This window comes from Kutzneria viridogrisea DSM 43870, assembly GCF_000525635.1.
Taxonomy (GTDB): domain Bacteria; phylum Actinomycetota; class Actinomycetes; order Mycobacteriales; family Pseudonocardiaceae; genus Kutzneria; species Kutzneria viridogrisea.
Window position 1 is genome coordinate 4,159,551 of record NZ_CP007155.1, and the last position, 16,231, is coordinate 4,175,781.

Here is a 16,231-nt window from a genome sequence, read left to right on the forward strand (position 1 = left end):
TGAAACCTAGGCGCCCGCCGAATCTGGATGCAATAACTGAACACAAAGTCGCAAAATTACGCCAGGCTTGCGCAATTCTGTTGCGAAATTGCGCAAGCTTTCACGTAAGCGCCCGGTTCAGGCGCTGACCGCCCCACGCTGCGCTGGCGGCACCGCCGATGCGGGGGCGGTGCCGCGCAGCACGTCCATCCGGTCCGAGCCCGGCCTGCCCAGCACCCAACTGGACCCGCGCAGCGCCTTGGCCTGCTTCTTGAGCGGGGCGAGCAGCCGGGACACCTCGCGGTAGTCCGCGACGCTGCCCGTCGCGCAGACCAGGGTGGCCAGCGACATCGACACCGCCATGCCCCCGGCCGAACGCGGGGTGTCCAGCTGCCCGGAGGACAGCGGCACCAGGTCGTCCAGCCCGGTGACGAACACGAAGTCGTCTCCGCCGATGTGGCCCACCTGCACGGTCGGCAGCACCGCGGCAGCGTCGGCCAGCCCACGCCCGATCTCGCGGATCAGGTCGTCGCCCGCGGCGAAGCCCGCCGAATCGTTGACGATCTTGAACCCGTCCACGTCCAGCCAGCCCACCGCGAAGATCTCCCTGGCGGCGATGCGCCGGTCCACCTCGCGGGCCAGGGCGTCGTTGCCGGGCAGCCGGGTCAGCGGGTTGAGCGCGGCGGCCTGCTCCACCTTCATCTCCGCGATGCCGCGCACCACGTCGGAGACCCGCACCACGCCCAGGCAGCGGTCGTTCTTGTCCACCACCACGACCTCGTCGCTCATTCGCGAGCGCTCGGCGTGGGCCAGCAGGTCGAGCAGGTCCAGCGCGGTGGCGTCGGTGGGCACGATGTACGGCGGATCGGCCAGCCGCGCGGCCTCCCGCTTGGCGTGCAGCGCGTGCCCGTACGGCCCGGTCACCGCGAGCAGGAACCGGTTGCGGTCCACCGTCCAGCTCGGCCGCCCCTGCTCGTCGACCAGCACGACCCCGCTGACCGCGGCCTGGTTGGCGAACACCGCCCGCACCTCCTCGGCGGTGGCTTCCACCGACAGCGCGGTGGCCGGGTGCAGGAAGTCGGTGACCCGGGGGCCCGCCGCGCGGCGCACCGGCCCGGTCATCTCGTGCTCGGGCAGCTTGGTCAGCGTGGGGGAGATGGTCGCGTCCACCGCTGGCCGGCGGCTGGCCGGCGCCAGCAGGTTGCCCTGGGCCAGGCCGAAGCCCAGCCTGCGCACCGCGGCCAGTTGCAGCTCGGTCTCCACGCCCTCGGCGACCAGCTGGCCCTGGTTGTGCTCGCACAGCACGGTCAGCGCCGTGACCAGTGCCGCCTTGCCGGGGTCCTCGGCCAGTCCGGCCACCACCCGCCGGTCCAGCTTGATCATCTCAGGCGCCAGCTCGGTGTACAGGCTCAGCGGCACGTCCCCGTCGCCGACCCCGTCCAGCACCAGGTGGAACCCGCTCATGCGGAGCAGGTCCAGCCCGGTGAACAGGGCGTCGCGGCGCAGCCGGGAGAACGGTGTGCCGATCTCCAGCCACACGTCCTCGGCGCGGCGGCCGGTCTCCTGCAACGCCTCCAGCAACGGGCCGACGGCCTCGGCCGCCTTCGCCGCCGTCGCGGCCAGCAGGTTGATGTGCAGTGGTAACAGAGTGTCACGTTCGGCGGCCGCCCGGACGGCTGCCGCGGCCAGCGCGGCGTCCGTCTCGAGCAGCACGCCTGCTCTGGCCGCGTCCCGAAGGAGCTCGTACGCGGATCGGTCGGAGGGTCTTGCCAGCGCTTCGATCGCCACGACGCCGCCGGTGTGCAGGTTGAACAGCGGCTGGAACGCGAAGCGCACGTCGTCCAGCAGCGCGGTCACGGGCACGATCCTGCTGCACTCACGCGCAGTTGCCGAGTGCCTTCACCAGGTGTTCACCTAGTCGTAGCAGCGCGTGCGATCACGCCGCGTAACCGCCAGGGTGCTGCTCGCCATAGCGCCAGCATGGCGGCGGTAGTTCCGCTCGGGTCGGTCCTCCCGGAGAGGTAGGCACGCTGCAGGCCAGGCGGCAGCGTGAAGAACAGCTCGAAGAACAGCGGCACGTCCCGCGCGGGCAACCGGAGCAGCACGGCCAGCCCCCGCAGGCGCAGTGCGTGCACCATCTTGGCACGAAGTGGCCAGATGTTTCGCCGAACAGGTGAATTGGTCACGGCAATCGCCTCGGCCACCGAGGGCGCCGCGCCCAGGGCGGTGGCCACGCTGTAGCCGCTCGCCGGGTGCACCATGCCCGCCGCGGCCCCGAACGCCAGGCGGCCCCGCGGCGTCGGCACGTCCAGCGGGAACCGGACCAGCTCCTCCCTGCCTCCCGCGGACAGCCCAGCGGCGGCGAGCCGGGCCGCCAGGCGCTCGCGCAGCACCGGCAGCGGCAGGCCGGGCCGCCGGGCGAGTGAGGTCTCCTCGACGAGCACCTCGCCCCCACCCAGCGGCAGCGTGTAGCAGAACGTCGGCTCGCCGGGCGCCACCTGCCGCCAGTCCATGAACACGGCCTCGCCCGGCGCGAGCACTCCGCACGATTCGGGCAGCACCACGCCCACGGCCGTCTGCTCGGCGGCGCCGCGAGCGGCCGGTGCCCCGCTGGCGTCGACCACGGTGTGCGCGGGCATGCGGGTCCCGTCGGCGAGTTCGACCTCGCCGGGGCGCACGGCAACGACCCGCCCGGTGCGCAGGTCCACCTCGGGGTGGGCGAGGTGCGCGCGCAGTCCCGCGTTGTCCAGCACCACGTACTCGCGGGGCAGCACGTGCTCGGTCAGCGCCACGGCCCGCACCCGGCTCGCCCGCGCGGCGATGGCCGTGTCGGGCAGCGCGGGCAGCTCGTCGGCCCACGCGCCGTAGGTGGCCCGCCACGGCCGCTGCGGCGCGCGGTCCACCACGGCCGTCGCCAGCCCGACCCGCGCGCAGCTCGCCGCCAGCGCCAACCCGGCCGGGCCCGCCCCGACCACCAGCACGTCCAGCACCAGCTCAGGCTAACGTCGGTGCATGCACGAGGAGACGAGCCGTCAGGAACGCCGATCCGCCGGCCAGGACACCCCCGACCTGGCGGCCAGCCCGTACCGCGCGGACCGCGACCGGATCGCCAGCTCCCCGTTCTTCGCCCGGCTGGGTGGCGTCACCCAGGTGATCAGCCCCGGCGGCTCGGGCCTGCTGCTGCACAACCGCCTCACGCACAGCCTCAAGGTCGCGCAGGTGGCCCGCGCCATCGCCGAGCGGCTGGCCGCCAAGCCCGAGGTCGCGGCCACTGTGGACAAGTTCGGCGGCTGCGACCCCGACGTGGTGGAGGCCGCGAGCCTGGCTCACGACCTGGGTCACCCGCCGTTCGGGCACCTGGGGGAGCAGATCCTGGACCGCGTCGCCCGCAACCGCTTCGGCCTGGCCGACGGGTTCGAGGGCAACGCGCAGTCCTTCCGCATCGTCACCACCACCGACGTGCGCGGGCCCGGTGGGGTCGGCATGGACCTGACCGTGGCGGTGCGCGCGGCGATCCTGAAGTACCCGTGGACCCGGCTGTCCCACCCGGACCCGCACCCCAGCACGATGGCCCAGCCGCCGCGCGGGGCCGCCGAACCCTCGGACGCGCCGGGCAGCGGCTCGGCCAAGTTCTCCGCCTACGTCACCGAACTGGACGACTTCGTGCAGGCGCGGGCCCCGTTCCTGGGCCGGGTGGACGACTGGCAGCAGACCGTCGAGGCCTCGGTGATGGACACCGCCGACGACATCGCCTACGCCATCCACGACGTGGAGGACTTCCACCGGGTGGGCGTGCTGCAACACGCCACCGTCGCCGCCGAGCTGGGCACCTGGCTGACCGAGGCGCTCGCGCTGGCCGAGCTCAGCGACGCCGAACTGGCCGCCCAGTCGCGCAGGCCGGGCCGTTCGCTGGAGGCGCTGCGGCGCAGGCTGCACGCCAAGGACTCGTGGATCGTCGACGACGACGCGTTCGCCGCCGCCGTGGCCCGGGTCCGCGCGGAGCTGGTCGACGGGCTGCTCGCGGTGCCCTTCGACGGTTCCGCCGAGGCCGAGCAGACCGTGGCCGGGTTCTTCAGCCGGTGGAGCACCCGGCTCGTCGAGGGCGTGGAGGTGCTGCTCAACCCGACGACCAGGTCGGGGCACGTGGTGCTGGCCGCCGCACAGTGGCACGAGGTGGCCGTGCTCAAGTTCGTGCACCGGCGCTTCGTGCTGCTGCGCCCCGACCTGGCCCTGCACCAGCGCGGGCAGGCCAGGTTGCTGACCAAGCTGGTGGACGCCCTCGACCAGTGGATGTCCGACCGGCACGAGGCCGACCGGCTGCCGCGCCGCCTGCACGACCTGGTGGAACTGGCCGACACCGAGTACCGGGCGCTGGCCCGCACCGCACCGCACGTGCTGGCCGGTCCGGCCGGTGAGCCACCGACCGGCACCGACGCGGTGCGCGCGCTGGCGAGGGGCCGCGCGGTGGTGGACTTCGTGGCCTCGCTGACCGACGGACAGGCCGCCGCCCTGCTCGACGCGTTGTCCGGGCGCACGGGCCAGCTCTGGACCGAGAGCTTTGTGCTGTGACGCACTGTGACCGTTAACGCAGGTGAGCGTCACCCGCCCGGCTGATGTTTGTCACTGTACGAAAACTTTACGTTCTCCTCCTCGGTCGGTGATCACCGACCGCTGGGGCGTGCGTCGGGGGCACGCGGACTTGGGGAGAACGAGTGCGTAGACCCTCCAGAACCACCGGTCTGGCTGCTGCCGGGCTGGCCTGCCTGACCGCCATGCTGGGGCTGGCCGCCCCCGTCGTGGCCCAACCCGCCGCGGGGCCCGGCTCGCTGTCGGACAGCACGGCGGCCCAGATCGCGGCGTTGCAGAGCGTGAAGACCGCGGCCACCAAGACCGAGTCCAAACTGGACAGCCGCCTGCTCGTCGAGCAGAAGCAGCGCACCAACCAATCGAGCAACTCGGCGCTGGCCCGCGTGCAGTCCGGAATCAACGTCGACGCGAACGGCGGCGTGCTCGTCGACGTGCGCGCCACGAAGGTCAGCGAGGACCTCGTGGCCGCCATCGGCAAGGTGGGCGGCCAGGTCCGCGTCGTCTCCCAGCGCGGGGCCACCGTGCGGGCGCAGGTCCCGCTGTCGGCGCTGACCACGCTGGCGGGCCGGGAGGACGTGCGGCGCGTCGAGTCCGGTTCCGATGCGATGACCTCTCAGCAAGCCCCCGGCCGTCGCTCCGACGCGCCCGAGGCCGAGTCCAAGGCCGAGAAGACCGCGCGCATCGAGCAGCGCACCAAGGCCGCGATCCAGTCCAAGCAGGCCCGCACCGCGGCGGCCGCGGTCACCAGCCAGGGCGACCGCGTGCACGCCGCCGACACGGCCCGCCAGTCCAACGGGGTCACCGGAGTCGGCGTCAAGCTGTGCGCCCTGTCCGACGGTGTGGACTCGCTGGCCGCCTCGGTGGCCTCCGGCGAGCTGTCCCCGGTCGACGTGCTGCCCGGCCAGGAGGGCAGCGGCGACGAGGGCACCGCGATGCTGGAGATCCTGCACGACCTGGCGCCGGGCGCGAGTCTGGGCTTCGCCACGGCGTTCAACGGGGACGCCAGCTTCGCCGACAACATCCGCGCGCTGCGCACTCAGGAGCACTGCGACGTCATCGTGGACGACGTCTTCTACTTCAACGAGGCCCCGTTCCAGGACGGGCCGATCGCCCAGGCCGTCAACGAGGTGACCGCCTCGGGCGCGCTGTACTTCTCCTCGGCGGGCAACGAGGGCAACACCGGTGACGGCACCTCCGGCCACTGGGAGGGCGACTTCGTCGACTCCGGCCAGGGCGTGGCCAAGTTCGCGGGCACCGCGCACAACTTCGCGGGCGCGGGCGGCACCCAGATCTACGAGCCGCTGTCCGCGGGCTCGGCGGGCGTGCCGGTGACGCTGTGGTGGAACGACCCGCTCAGGGCCGCCACCGACGACTACGACCTCTACCTGCTGGACGGCAACGGCAACGTCATCTCGTTCAGCCAGAACATCCAGAACGGCACCCAGGACCCCTACGAGCGGATCAACACCACCTCGGCCTCCGGTCAGCGGCTGGCCGTGGTGAAGTTCAAGGGCGCCAACAAGTACCTGTCGCTGTCCGCGCTGCGCGGGCGGTTCGCCGACTCCGCCGACGGGCTGAAGAAGTTCGTCACCCCCGGCATGACCAGCGGCCACTCCGCGGCCAAGGACGCCTACAGCGTGGCCGCGGCCCCCGCCGCCGCCGCGTTCGGCCGTCCGCTGGAGCCCGGGGACCCGGCAAACCCCGCCGGTCCCTTCCCCGGCATGTTCGGTTCGGCCACGCAGATCGAGCGGTTCTCCTCCGACGGCCCCCGCAAGGTCTTCTTCAACGCCGACGGCAGCCCGGTCAGCGGTGGCAGCCAGGTGCGCCAGAAGCCGGACCTGACCGCCGCCGACGGCGTGGCCACCTCGGTCGCCGGGTTCGCGCCGTTCTTCGGCACCTCGGCGGCGGCCCCGCACGCCGCGGCCATCGCGGGGCTGGTGCTGTCGGGCAACCCCGGCATCTCGCCCGCCGACGTGCGTGAGGCGCTGACCAAGACCGCGGTGGACATCGGCGCCCCCGGCGTGGACTCCCGCACCGGCGTGGGCGTGATCCTCGCCGACAAGGTGCTCGCCTACACCGGCGCCAGCCCGCAGCCCTACGCCGTGGCGCAGGCGCCCACGGTGCGCTCCGCCAGCGGCGGCGCGTACCTCAAGCCCGGCGACACCGGCACGATCACCCTGCCGGTGTCCAACGGCGGTGACGGCACGGCCGCCTCCACCAGCGTGGTGCTGGACTCGCCGACCCCGGGCGTGACGATCACCCCGCGGTCCAAGCGGTACGGCACCATCGAGTCGGGCCAGACCGTGATCAACACCTTCGGGCTGACCGTGCCCGCCACCCAGCAGGTGGGCGTGCCGGTGGTGCTGCGCGCCAAGGTGACCTTCTCCGGGGCCCACTCGCCGACCACGGTGAGCTTCCCGGTGCCGGTGGGCCAGCCCTCCTCGGTGGTGCACGACTTCGCCTACACCGGCGCCCCGGTGGCCATCCCGGACAACAGCACGGTGGGCGCCAGTGTGCCGATCACCGTCAGCGGGATCGGCCGCGCCTCCAAGGTGACCTTCTCCATCGACGGCACGGCCTGCTCCACCGCGGTCGGGTCCACCACGGTGGGCATCGACCACAGCTACGTCAGCGACCTGGTCGGCACGCTCACCTCGCCCTCGGGTGCCTCGGCGGTGCTGTTCCAGCGCAAGGGCGGCACCGGGCACAACCTGTGCCAGGTGGTCTTCGACGACGGGGCCGGTGCGGCCTTCGCCTCGGTGACCTCCACGCAGGCGCCGTTCACCGGCACGTGGAAGCCGCAGACCGCGCTGTCCGGCCTGCTCGCCGACACCGCCGACGGCACGTGGACCTTCAAGGTGGTCGACGGCGGAGCGGCCGACAGCGGCTCGATCCGCGCGGTTTCCTTGCACCTCAACGGCTACGAGGCCTGATGTGAGCCGGGGTCACCACCACGGGTGTGGTGGTGACCCCGGGTACCACAGATGTGGTGATCTTGTACCCACCCATGAACATCCCCCGCCACTCCCTGGGGGGCGACCCCGATCCCAGCCTACCGCCCGCACCCCCTGGTTGATCTTGATACGGGGGCTGCTGTGGACAGGTCGGCGGCTGTGGACAACCATCTTCGCCCGCGCGGCAAAAAGGTGCCCTTGCCGAGGTCCAGCCTCGTCAAGGGCACCTTCGTGAACTGGTTGCTAGCGGGTCGGCCAGTCCCAGCGGATGCCGAACACACCCGGTCCGAAGCCCAGTGCCACCGAGTGCACCCCGCCGGACGGGTCCAGCGCCAGGTTGCGACGGCGCGAGGGACCTTCCTCGCCCGCGGGCACCGCGTACTGCTGGCAGCGCGCGGGCAGCCGGGACTGGTCGAAGCGCACCTCCAGCACGTACTCGCGCACCGGCAGCCGGAACTTGCGGCAGTAGGCGTTGCCACTGGCCGGGTACGGCGGTGCCGGGTGGGTCAGCTGGTATTCCATGATGACCGTGTCGCCGCGGGCCAGCGTGCGGTCGAAGACGAGCTCGGCCACCAGGATGCTGGCCTCCTCGTCCACGGCCGTGCGGCCGACCCGGCAGTTGCTCAGGTTGCCCAGCTCCGGGATGGTGCCCGGCGCCGACTCCGAGTCGAAGACCAGCACCCAGCGGTCGGCCCCGTCCTGCTCGGCGCGCAGCACCTGCCGCACCCACAGGGAGCGTTGCCCGCCGTCGGCGGCCACCTCCACCCGGTCGTGCTGGCTGAGTCTGCCCAGTCGGCAGTCGGAGCTGGTGTCCACCCTGGAGAGCAGGCTGGCCAGCCGCTCACGCCGCGACCACAGCGCGTCGATCGGCAGGACCCGGGTGGGCCTGCTGCGCCGACCCCGCGGCCGGGGCGGCCCGAGCAGTGCCGTCAGCGCGCTCGGCGGCACGCCCAGCACCGCCTCCAGGTGCCGGAGCGCCTCCAGCGACTCCGGCCGTTCGGGCCTGCGACGGCCCGACTGCCAGTAGCTGAGGGTCGCGACGCTGATGGTGATGCCCCGCAGGCCGAGCCGGTGCTGGATGCGGTCCAGGCTCAACCTGCTGGTCTTGATCGCGGCGCGCAAGGCATCGGGGAACGGGCCGGTGGCCAACAGGCCCACCAACTCTTCCCGATCAGCTGGCACGGTGTCGACGAACGACAGGTCCGTATGACCAGCAGCGATCGTCATAGTGACTCCTCGCTGTCAACTTGTCACGCAGGAGTGACACTACTGGGTGGGCGCTTGATCATGGCACCTCTGAACGGAGTCAGTAGCTACTCCTTCCGGCGTAAACTATTACACCGGGTTATCAAATGTCTAGCGTTGGTCGGTAAGACGGTCGCTCGACTGGGTGAGTTCACCAGTGTGCCGGATTTCTCCCGAAGGTGTGCCGGCGCCCCGGGGGATCACCCGATGTGACTTGTTCACGGGTCCGTACTGTGTGCGCGGTGACCGTTCCTGGGCCGCCACGCGAGGACGTCTTCGCCGACGTCGCCGCCGCCGTACTCGGACCCGGCCCGCACTCGGGGGCCGACCTGCTCGACGTGCTGGCGCAGATGCCCGCCCACCCCGTGGACGTGGTGCGCGCCGGTGACGACCTGCTGCCCCGGCTCGCGCACGAGAACGGCCTGGAGGCGGCGCTCAACGCGGCCCGGCTGGCGCTGCGCCCCGGCGGGCTGCTGGTGGCCGCCGTCCCCGAACTGGACCGGTTGCGCAGGCTGCGGCCCACCGCGCCACCGCCCCGCGTGTCCGGTCGTGGCGAGGCCCGGCAGGTCACCGTGCAGCTGTGGGACTGGGCCGAGGACGGCAGCTCCTACGGGCTTGAGGTGTTGCAACTGGCCCGCAGCGCGGGTCGCTGGGAGCTCGTCCGCTCGGTGGCCACCCGGCACCAGGTGCTGTCCAAGGAGCAGATCTCCGAGGCGCTGACCGGCGCCGGGTTCGCCGCCGTGCAGCGCCTGTCGCCCAAGGAGGCGGGCCACCCGCTGCCGGTGTGGGTGGCGGTCGCGCCGTGAGCGCACCAGTGAGCACGGTCCGGCTCGCCAGTGCGACGAGCGCCAGTGAGGTGAGCCGGTGAGCCGGGTCCGGTCCGTCGCGGGCGGCGGGCGGGCGGTGGAGGTCGCGCCCGAACGGGTCGCCGGGTGGTTCGAGCGGTTCGTCAGCCAGCACGGCGGCACGACCAGCACCGTGATCACCGGCGAGTCCGTACGGGTCCAGGCCGTGGACGGTGCGCTCGCCACCGCGGAGGTGCCGTACGGGCCGCTCACCGAGGGGCTGGGGGAGTACCCCGTGCTCGCCGTGTCCGCGCTCGTCGAGCACGTGAGCCGCTCGCGGCGGATCGGCCTGCTGCTGGTCCGGCTCGGCGGCCACAGCATCGGCGTCGCGCAGGACGGCCGCGTGCTCGTGTCCACGACCGACCGCAAGCAGGTGCACGGCCGCAACAAGGCCGGTGGCTGGTCCCAGCAGCGCTTCGCCCGCCGCCGCGAGGGGCAGGCCCGCGTCGCCCTCCAGTCCGCCGCCGAGGACGCCGTGCGGGTCCTGTTGCCCGTGGCCCACGAACTCGACGCCCTCGTGCTCGGCGGCGACCGGCGTGCGCTGGAGGCCCTGCGCGCCGACCGGCGGCTCACCGCCCTGCTGGACCGCGCCGAACCCCGCGTGCTCGACGTGCCCGAACCCCGCCGCACCGTGCTCGACGACGCCGCCGAGCAGGCCCGCGCCGTGGAGATCACCGTGCGGGACCCAGTCGCCTGAACCCGGCGAGTCCCGCGCAGGGGAGCGTGAGTACCTGCCTGGGAAGCGTGAGTCCCGCTCCGGCAGGTAGGTCGGGGCGGCGCCGGGCCCGCCGACATGTCATGAAGGTGCCGTTCGCGGCGTCCAACGCCGCGAACGGCACCTTCATGACACAAGCACGCCGCTAGCCGACCACCTCGCTCGCGGGCACGCCGGCGGCGAAGGCGTGCACGGGGACGTCGGACACACCGTCGATGCCGAGCCTGCGTGCGACGGCGCGGTCGTCGAAGGCGGTGCCGCGGCAGGTGCCGAGTCCCAACGTGGTGGCGCACAGGGCGAAGTGCTGCTCCAGCCGCCCGGCGTCGAGCAGGCTCACGCGGTACTTGGTCCACATGCGGTCGAGCGTGGCGGTCACGAACACGACGAACGCGGCCTGGTCGATGCCGGGCCAGCCGGCGCACAGGCGGGCGGCCTCGCTGTGGCTGAAGCCGTCCACGAGCTGTTCGAGGCTGTGTTCCTGCGAGTTGTAGTGGTATACGCCCGGTTCGACCCCGTCCACGGTGACCACACCGAGGTAGGCGTCCAGCTCCGATTGGCCGAAGACCTGCGCCAGCAGTGTGGACAGCACGGACAGTGCGACCGGGGCGCTGGACACCCCCGTGGTGCTGCCGGTGCGCGGCCCGGGAATGCGTGGCAGCAGGATGCGCGTGGCACGCGGGGGCTGCGGGGCGCTGTGCTCCTCGACGTCCTGCTCCACCAGCAGGCCCAGTTCGCGCAGTGTGCCCGCGGCCTCGGCGACGGAGGTGGGCCGCAGGTGGTCCAGCGCCTCGCTGGCCTCCTCGACCGTTGACCAGGTGTCGAACGCCGCGAGCACCTCCACCACCGCCGGCCGCACCCGGACCGGGCCGGGACCGGGATGGCAGTGCACCACGAAGGACCCGTCTTGCCAGTAGCAGGTCATGCCGCGCAGGCGTCGTAGCCGCACAGGATCCTCCCGGAAGGTCGCCACGGTGACGGGACCGACCACCTGGATCGGCCCCGACCTTGACCTGCGACCCTGCCGGACGGGCGATCCTTCCGGGTACTCGCCGAACGAGTGATCGCTGAGCGGCTCAGCCCATCGTGCCGGTGGCCAGCAGGCCGCCGTCCACGCGGACCGTCTCACCGCTGATCCAGCCGGCGCCCTCCGAGGCCAGGAACGCCACCAGCGAGGCCACGTCCTGCGGGGTGCCCAGGCGCTTGAGCGGGTAGGCCTGGCTGGCCTCCTCCTCGCGGCCGGTGTAGAGGCTCTCGGCGAACTTGGTCTTCACCACGGCGGGCGCGACGGCGTTGACCCGCACCTTGGGGCCCAGCTGCCAGGCCAGCTCCTCGGTGAGCCGGATCAGCGCGGCCTTGCTCGCCCCGTAGGCGCCGAGCACGCCGGAGGAACGCAGACCGGCCACCGAGGCCACGTTGACGATGCTGCCCCCGTGCTCGGACATCCACGCCTTCCACGCCAGCTGCACGAAGCCCAGCGCGCCGACCACGTTCACGTCGAAGATCTTGCGCACCGCGTCCAGGTCGGCGTCGGGCAGGAAGCCGAAGGTCGGGTTGATCCCGGTGTTGTTGATCAGCACGTCCAGTGAGCCGAACCGCTCCAGGGTCTCGGTCACGGCGCGCTCGCGGTCCTCGCCGTTGCCCGCGTTGCCGGGCACGCCCAGCACCCGCTTCTCGCTGTCGGCGACCTCGGTGGTCAGCTCCTCGACGGCGGCGGCCACGGCGTCGGGCTTGCGCGAGGTGATCGTCACCGAGGCGCCCCTGGCGAGCAGTTCCCTGGCGATGGCGTACCCGATGCCCCGGCTCGCCCCGGTGACCAGGGCTGCCTTGCCGACGAAGTCCTGTGCAGTCATGCGGCGGATGTTACTCGCTGGTAGCTCACCAGATCGAGCAGCACGCGGAAGCCCGCAGCGGCGAAGGACCGCTCCGAGGCGGTGTTGCCCAGGGCGATCGTGGCGCAGGCCGCGGGGCGCGGGCCGTGCTCGGCCGCCAGCGCCGCGAGCAGGTCGGCCACCAGTCGTGCCACGAGCCGCCGACCGCGGTGCCGTGGCTCGACGCCGACGAAGTCCACGAAGTACTCCGCCTCGTGCGCCCTGCCCGCCGCGTAACCACCTTCTTCGCAGATGACGGTTGTGCGCCCCAGGAGGTCCGTGCCCGTCATGTACGAATCGGGGAACAGTTCTTCGTGCAACTCGGTGACGGCCCTGCGCTGCCGCTCGGTCAGCACGGGCGCGGGTCTCGGCGTGCTGATCAGCTCGCGCAGTGCGTCCCCGTCCAGTTGGACCACGCTCACCGGCTTGCCCGTGGTGAACCCGTGCCGCCCCGCGAACTCCGCCAGCCGGGTGTGCCGCACGTGCCCGAACAGGTCGAACCGGTGCACGCCGCGCATCACCGGCAGGTCGCTGGCCGCCGCGAACAGCGCGTCGGCCAGTTCGGCCCACCCCGTGTCCACCTCCGCGTACGGCCCTTGCAGCCAACTGCGCCGCTGCTCGGTGTGCACGTCCACCGTGAGCAGCCCGACGAGCCGCCCGTCCCGCTCGGCGAGCACGGTGCAGGACGCCCAGTCCGGGCTGATCTCCGCCAGTTCCTGTGCCAGCTCCTCGGGCGTTTCCCCGTGGTAGCCGATCAGGTACTCCGGCCGCGCCTGCGACCGCGCCAGCAGCGCGATCACCGGTTCGAGGTCCTCCGCCCTGGCCACGCGAATGCTGTGCACGCCGTCAGCCTCGAGGGCGCGGCCCGGTGTGGCGAGTGCTTTTCGGGCAGTCGGCTGGGCGGGACTCGCCGCACGGCTCAGCGGGACTCGCGTGCGCCAGAGCGGGACTCGCGGGGTGGGGGCCAGCGGATGGGCAGGCTCTTCAGGCCGTTCTGGAAGGTCGAGCGCAGGCGTACCGGGTCGCCGGCCAGTTCGACCTGGCCGAGTTGGTCGAGCACGGCGGTGAACATCGCGCGCATCTGCACGCGGGCCAGGTGCGCGCCGAGACAGAAGTGCGGTCCGTACCCGAAAGTGAGGTGCTCGTTGGGGGAGCGGGTCACGTCGAAGATGTCGGGGGAGTCGAACACGCGCGGGTCCCGGTTCGCGGCGGAGAAGAACACCACGACCTTGTCGCCGCGACTGATCCGCACCCCGGCCAATTCGGTGTCCGAGGCGGCAGTGCGCCGGAAATGCATGACGGGCGTCCACCAGCGCAGCATTTCCTCGACGGCGCTGTCCACGAGCGACCGGTCGGCGAGCAACCGCCGGTACTGCTCGGGGTGGGTCAGCAGGGCGAGCATTCCGCCCGGCAGACCGTTGCGCAGGGTTTCGTTTCCCGCGACCGAGAACAGCCAGAACAGGTTCTCGAACTCCTCGATCGACACCGGACTGCGCATGAGGTTGCTCATGACGTCCTCGCCGGGCTCGCGGCGTTTGAGCTCGCCGAGCGAGTGCGCGTACGCGTACAGGTCCGGCATGCCCGCACGGGTGCGCGGATCGGGCATGGTCCCGTCGGGACCCGGTTCGGGTCGCAGTGCCAGCGCGGCCCTGGCAAGGTCGCTGACCTCCGGGCCGCGCACGCTCGCGCTGACGGCGTACTCCGGGTCCTGGTAGCCGATGACCCGGTTGCTCCAGTCGAACATCAGCCCACGATCGCCCGCGGGCACGCCGAACACCTCGGCCAGGGTCAGCAGCGGCAGGTCGGCTGCCACGTCCTTGGCGAAGTCGCACTCGCCGCGGTCCGCGACGGCGGCGACCAGTTCCCCGGCCCAGCGGCTCACCCGCTCGGAGATCGCGGCCACGGCCTTCGGGGTGAACGCCTTGGTGAGCAGCCCGCGCAGCCGCGAGTGGTCGGGCGGATCGGTGTTGAGCATCATGCGCCGCACGTAGCGCAGGTCCTGCTCGGTGGCCGGGTCGCGGATCTGCGTGGTGCCCAGGTGTGAGGAGTAGACCTGCGGGGTGCGCAGCACGTGGCGGACCTCGGCGTGCCGCAGGACGGCCCAGAAGCCGGGGCCGTCCGGCTCCTCGACCCAGTTCACCGCGGCGCGCTCACGCAGCAGCGCCAACTGCTCGTAGGGCACGCCGCGCACGTAGGTGTCGGGATCGAGGATGCCGGTCATGGCCCGACGCTAGCCGTCACGGCCCCGGTTCGGGAAAGATCCACCGCGTGGACGAACTGCGGGTACGGACTGGTGGCACCGGAGAGCCGAACATCGTGCTGCTGCACGGGCTGGGGGCCACCAGCGAGGTGTGGGACGGGGTCACCGAGCGGCTGACCGGCTCCTGGATCGCGCCCGACCTGCCGGGCCACGGCGGCTCGCGGCGACTGGCGGAGTACACCTTCGACCGGCTCGCGGACGCGCTGGCGCCCTGCGTGCCGCCGGACCCGGTGCTGGTGGGCCACTCGCTCGGCGGGGTGCTCGCCCTGGCGTTGGCCGCTCGGGTGCGGGCGCGGTCGGTGCTGGCCATCGGCGTGAAGGTCGTGTGGGCACAGGAGGAACTGGACAGGGCGGCGGCGATGGCGGCGCGTCCCGGCAAGCTCTTCGCGACTCGCGAGGAGGCCGCCGAGCGCTACCTGAAGGTCGCGGGGCTGACCGGCCCCGACGCCCCCGACGCGGGCCTGGTGCGGGAGCCCGGCGGCTGGGGGTTGGCGCTGGACAACCGCGCGTTCGGCGTGGGCGCACCGGACATGCGGGCCCTGCTGGACGGCGCGGGCTGCCCGGTGGTGCTGGCCGCGGGCGCCGAGGACCCGATGTGCCGCCCCGAGCAGTTGCGCGCGCTGGACCCGGAGGCGGTCGTGCTGCCCGGACTCGGCCACAACGCGCACGCCGAGGACCCGGCCGCCGTGGCGGAGTTGATCAGTCGGTGACGTACTTGTCCGTCAGGGCTGGAGTTGGCGGAACACGTCGTACTTGATGGGCGGGGCACTGTCCACGAAGTCGCAGTGGTGGGTGCGGGCCAGCGGCCACTGGGCCAGGTAGCGCACTCGCCGCCCGGTCTCGGCGATGGCGCGGCCGATGCCCTGCGCGGCGTTGGTGTCGTTGAACCAGGTCTCGCCGATGACCCAGTCCTGGGTGTAGCCCAGTTCGCGCAGCTTCTTGTCGGCGTTCACGAACTGTGTGTACTCATCCCCGTTGTGGGTGTCCCCGTACAGGTGAATGTCGAGCAGGTCCGGCGGGTTGTCCCCGTAGACCGCCCTCAGCTGGTTCGCGCGGTCGGCCAGCCACACGGTCATCGAGAAGCCCACGGTGTCGGCCCTGCCGAAGTTGGCGGTGTAGTCGGCCCACAGGCGCTTGGCGTACTCCAGCCGCACCTGCTGGCCGGTCATCGGCATGCCCTCGTTGAGCAGGTCCACCTTGTACGGGATGCCCGCCGCTGCGAGCACCGGGTGCACCTGCGCGACGAAGTTCCAGTTCTCCTGGTACAGCTTCTCGTCGAAGCGCGACCAGTTGCCGGGGTTGTTGGCGTCCACCGGGTAGTAGGAGAACTCCACCTCGGCGAACCCGGCCTGGCGCACGGCGGCGAGCAGGTCGGCCAGGTTGCGCTTGTAGTGCTCGGAGACCGGACCGGTGGAGTCGGTGACGGTGCCGGAGTCGCCCGCGTGGTGGTGGAACAGGCCGATGCGCAGCCTGCGCTGGCCCTGCTGGTACATCTGCGCCAGTTGCGCGGTGATGGTGGCCCGGCCGGTGTCGAAGGAGTTCACCACGCCGAAGGGCTCGCGGTCGCAACCGCTCTCGCCGTAGAAGTCGTAGTTCGAACCACCCGCGAGCGCGGTGGTGCCCATCGGCTGTGCGCTCGCCGCGCCGGTCAGCGCGGTGGTGCCGACCACGGTGGTCGTGACCAGGGCACAGCACAGGTGGGAGAGCCGCTTCATGGTTACCCCAAACTGGTCGCACAGAGTGACCGTGTCACCCGGTTGCTGTAACCCGGATGAGTG

The 16,231-nt window shown here is 72.1% G+C and carries 13 protein-coding genes; 5 read left to right on the forward strand and 8 right to left on the reverse strand.

The window, feature by feature from the left end:
• Positions 1-117: 117 nt before the first annotated feature.
• Positions 118-1,836: a GGDEF domain-containing protein gene (locus KALB_RS18530; protein ID WP_025357211.1), complete on the reverse strand. Its 1,719-nt coding sequence runs from the start codon at positions 1,834-1,836 to the stop codon at positions 118-120.
• A gap of 53 nt (positions 1,837-1,889) precedes the next feature.
• Positions 1,890-2,969 carry a lycopene cyclase family protein gene (locus KALB_RS18535; protein ID WP_025357212.1) on the reverse strand — a complete coding sequence of 360 codons (1,080 nt, stop codon included), beginning with the start codon at positions 2,967-2,969 and terminating at the stop codon, positions 1,890-1,892.
• Positions 2,970-2,991: 22 nt separating this feature from the next.
• Here KALB_RS18535 and KALB_RS18540 point away from each other — a divergent pair, with 22 nt between their 5' ends.
• Both KALB_RS18540 and KALB_RS18545 read left to right on the forward strand, forming a co-directional pair.
• Positions 2,992-4,548: a deoxyguanosinetriphosphate triphosphohydrolase family protein gene (locus KALB_RS18540; protein ID WP_025357213.1), complete on the forward strand. Its 1,557-nt coding sequence runs from the start codon at positions 2,992-2,994 to the stop codon at positions 4,546-4,548.
• A 203-nt stretch (positions 4,549-4,751) separates the two neighbouring features.
• On the forward strand, positions 4,752-7,499 hold the full coding sequence (locus tag KALB_RS18545) for a S8 family serine peptidase (RefSeq protein WP_081789390.1): 2,748 nt from the start codon (positions 4,752-4,754) through the stop codon (positions 7,497-7,499).
• Positions 7,500-7,763: 264 nt separating this feature from the next.
• Here the strand turns inward: KALB_RS18545 and KALB_RS18550 are convergent, their stop codons facing one another.
• A complete protein-coding gene (locus tag KALB_RS18550) occupies positions 7,764-8,747 on the reverse strand; it encodes a helix-turn-helix domain-containing protein (RefSeq protein ID WP_025357215.1) in 984 nt (327 codons plus the stop codon).
• 260 nt (positions 8,748-9,007) lie between these two features.
• On the opposite strand from KALB_RS18550, the gene KALB_RS18555 reads away from it, so the two are divergent.
• Together KALB_RS18555 and KALB_RS18560 are read left to right on the forward strand one after the other, a co-directional pair.
• Complete coding sequence (locus tag KALB_RS18555) at positions 9,008-9,571, forward strand: hypothetical protein (protein WP_025357216.1); 564 nt, start codon at positions 9,008-9,010, stop codon at positions 9,569-9,571.
• A 58-nt stretch (positions 9,572-9,629) separates the two neighbouring features.
• The gene (locus KALB_RS18560) at positions 9,630-10,307 is read left to right on the forward strand and encodes an acVLRF1 family peptidyl-tRNA hydrolase (protein WP_025357217.1); all 678 of its coding nucleotides are present in this window, start codon (positions 9,630-9,632) and stop codon (positions 10,305-10,307) included.
• A gap of 163 nt (positions 10,308-10,470) precedes the next feature.
• On the opposite strand, the gene KALB_RS18565 is transcribed toward KALB_RS18560, so the two are convergent.
• From KALB_RS18565 to KALB_RS18580, 4 genes are all read right to left on the reverse strand, one after another.
• On the reverse strand, positions 10,471-11,271 hold the full coding sequence (locus KALB_RS18565; RefSeq protein ID WP_148309522.1) for a SagB/ThcOx family dehydrogenase: 801 nt from the start codon (positions 11,269-11,271) through the stop codon (positions 10,471-10,473).
• A gap of 127 nt (positions 11,272-11,398) precedes the next feature.
• Complete coding sequence (locus KALB_RS18570) at positions 11,399-12,175, reverse strand: SDR family oxidoreductase (protein ID WP_025357219.1); 777 nt, start codon at positions 12,173-12,175, stop codon at positions 11,399-11,401.
• Complete coding sequence (locus tag KALB_RS18575; RefSeq protein WP_042220521.1) at positions 12,172-13,035, reverse strand: hypothetical protein; 864 nt, start codon at positions 13,033-13,035, stop codon at positions 12,172-12,174. The genes KALB_RS18570 and KALB_RS18575 overlap by 4 nt, the downstream gene beginning before the upstream one ends.
• Before the next feature lie 77 nt (positions 13,036-13,112).
• Complete coding sequence (locus tag KALB_RS18580) at positions 13,113-14,414, reverse strand: cytochrome P450 (RefSeq protein WP_025357221.1); 1,302 nt, start codon at positions 14,412-14,414, stop codon at positions 13,113-13,115.
• 47 nt (positions 14,415-14,461) lie between these two features.
• Here KALB_RS18580 and KALB_RS18585 point away from each other — a divergent pair, with 47 nt between their 5' ends.
• On the forward strand, positions 14,462-15,163 hold the full coding sequence (locus tag KALB_RS18585) for an alpha/beta fold hydrolase (protein WP_030111189.1): 702 nt from the start codon (positions 14,462-14,464) through the stop codon (positions 15,161-15,163).
• A 12-nt stretch (positions 15,164-15,175) separates the two neighbouring features.
• Here the strand turns inward: KALB_RS18585 and KALB_RS18590 are convergent, their stop codons facing one another.
• On the reverse strand, positions 15,176-16,168 hold the full coding sequence (locus KALB_RS18590; RefSeq protein ID WP_025357222.1) for a hypothetical protein: 993 nt from the start codon (positions 16,166-16,168) through the stop codon (positions 15,176-15,178).
• Positions 16,169-16,231: the final 63 nt, after the last annotated feature.

Excerpts from the sequence above, each read along its gene's own strand:
- KALB_RS18540 (WP_025357213.1), top strand. The coding sequence starts at position 2,992 with ATGCACGAGGAGACGAGCCGTCAGGAACGCCGATCCGCCGGCCAGGAC.
- KALB_RS18545 (WP_081789390.1), top strand. The coding sequence starts at position 4,752 with ATGCTGGGGCTGGCCGCCCCCGTCGTGGCCCAACCCGCCGCGGGGCCC.
- KALB_RS18550 (WP_025357215.1), bottom strand. The coding sequence starts at position 8,747 with ATGACGATCGCTGCTGGTCATACGGACCTGTCGTTCGTCGACACCGTG.
- KALB_RS18570 (WP_025357219.1), bottom strand. The coding sequence starts at position 12,175 with ATGACTGCACAGGACTTCGTCGGCAAGGCAGCCCTGGTCACCGGGGCG.
- KALB_RS18580 (WP_025357221.1), bottom strand. The coding sequence starts at position 14,414 with ATGACCGGCATCCTCGATCCCGACACCTACGTGCGCGGCGTGCCCTAC.
- KALB_RS18590 (WP_025357222.1), bottom strand. The coding sequence starts at position 16,168 with ATGAAGCGGCTCTCCCACCTGTGCTGTGCCCTGGTCACGACCACCGTG.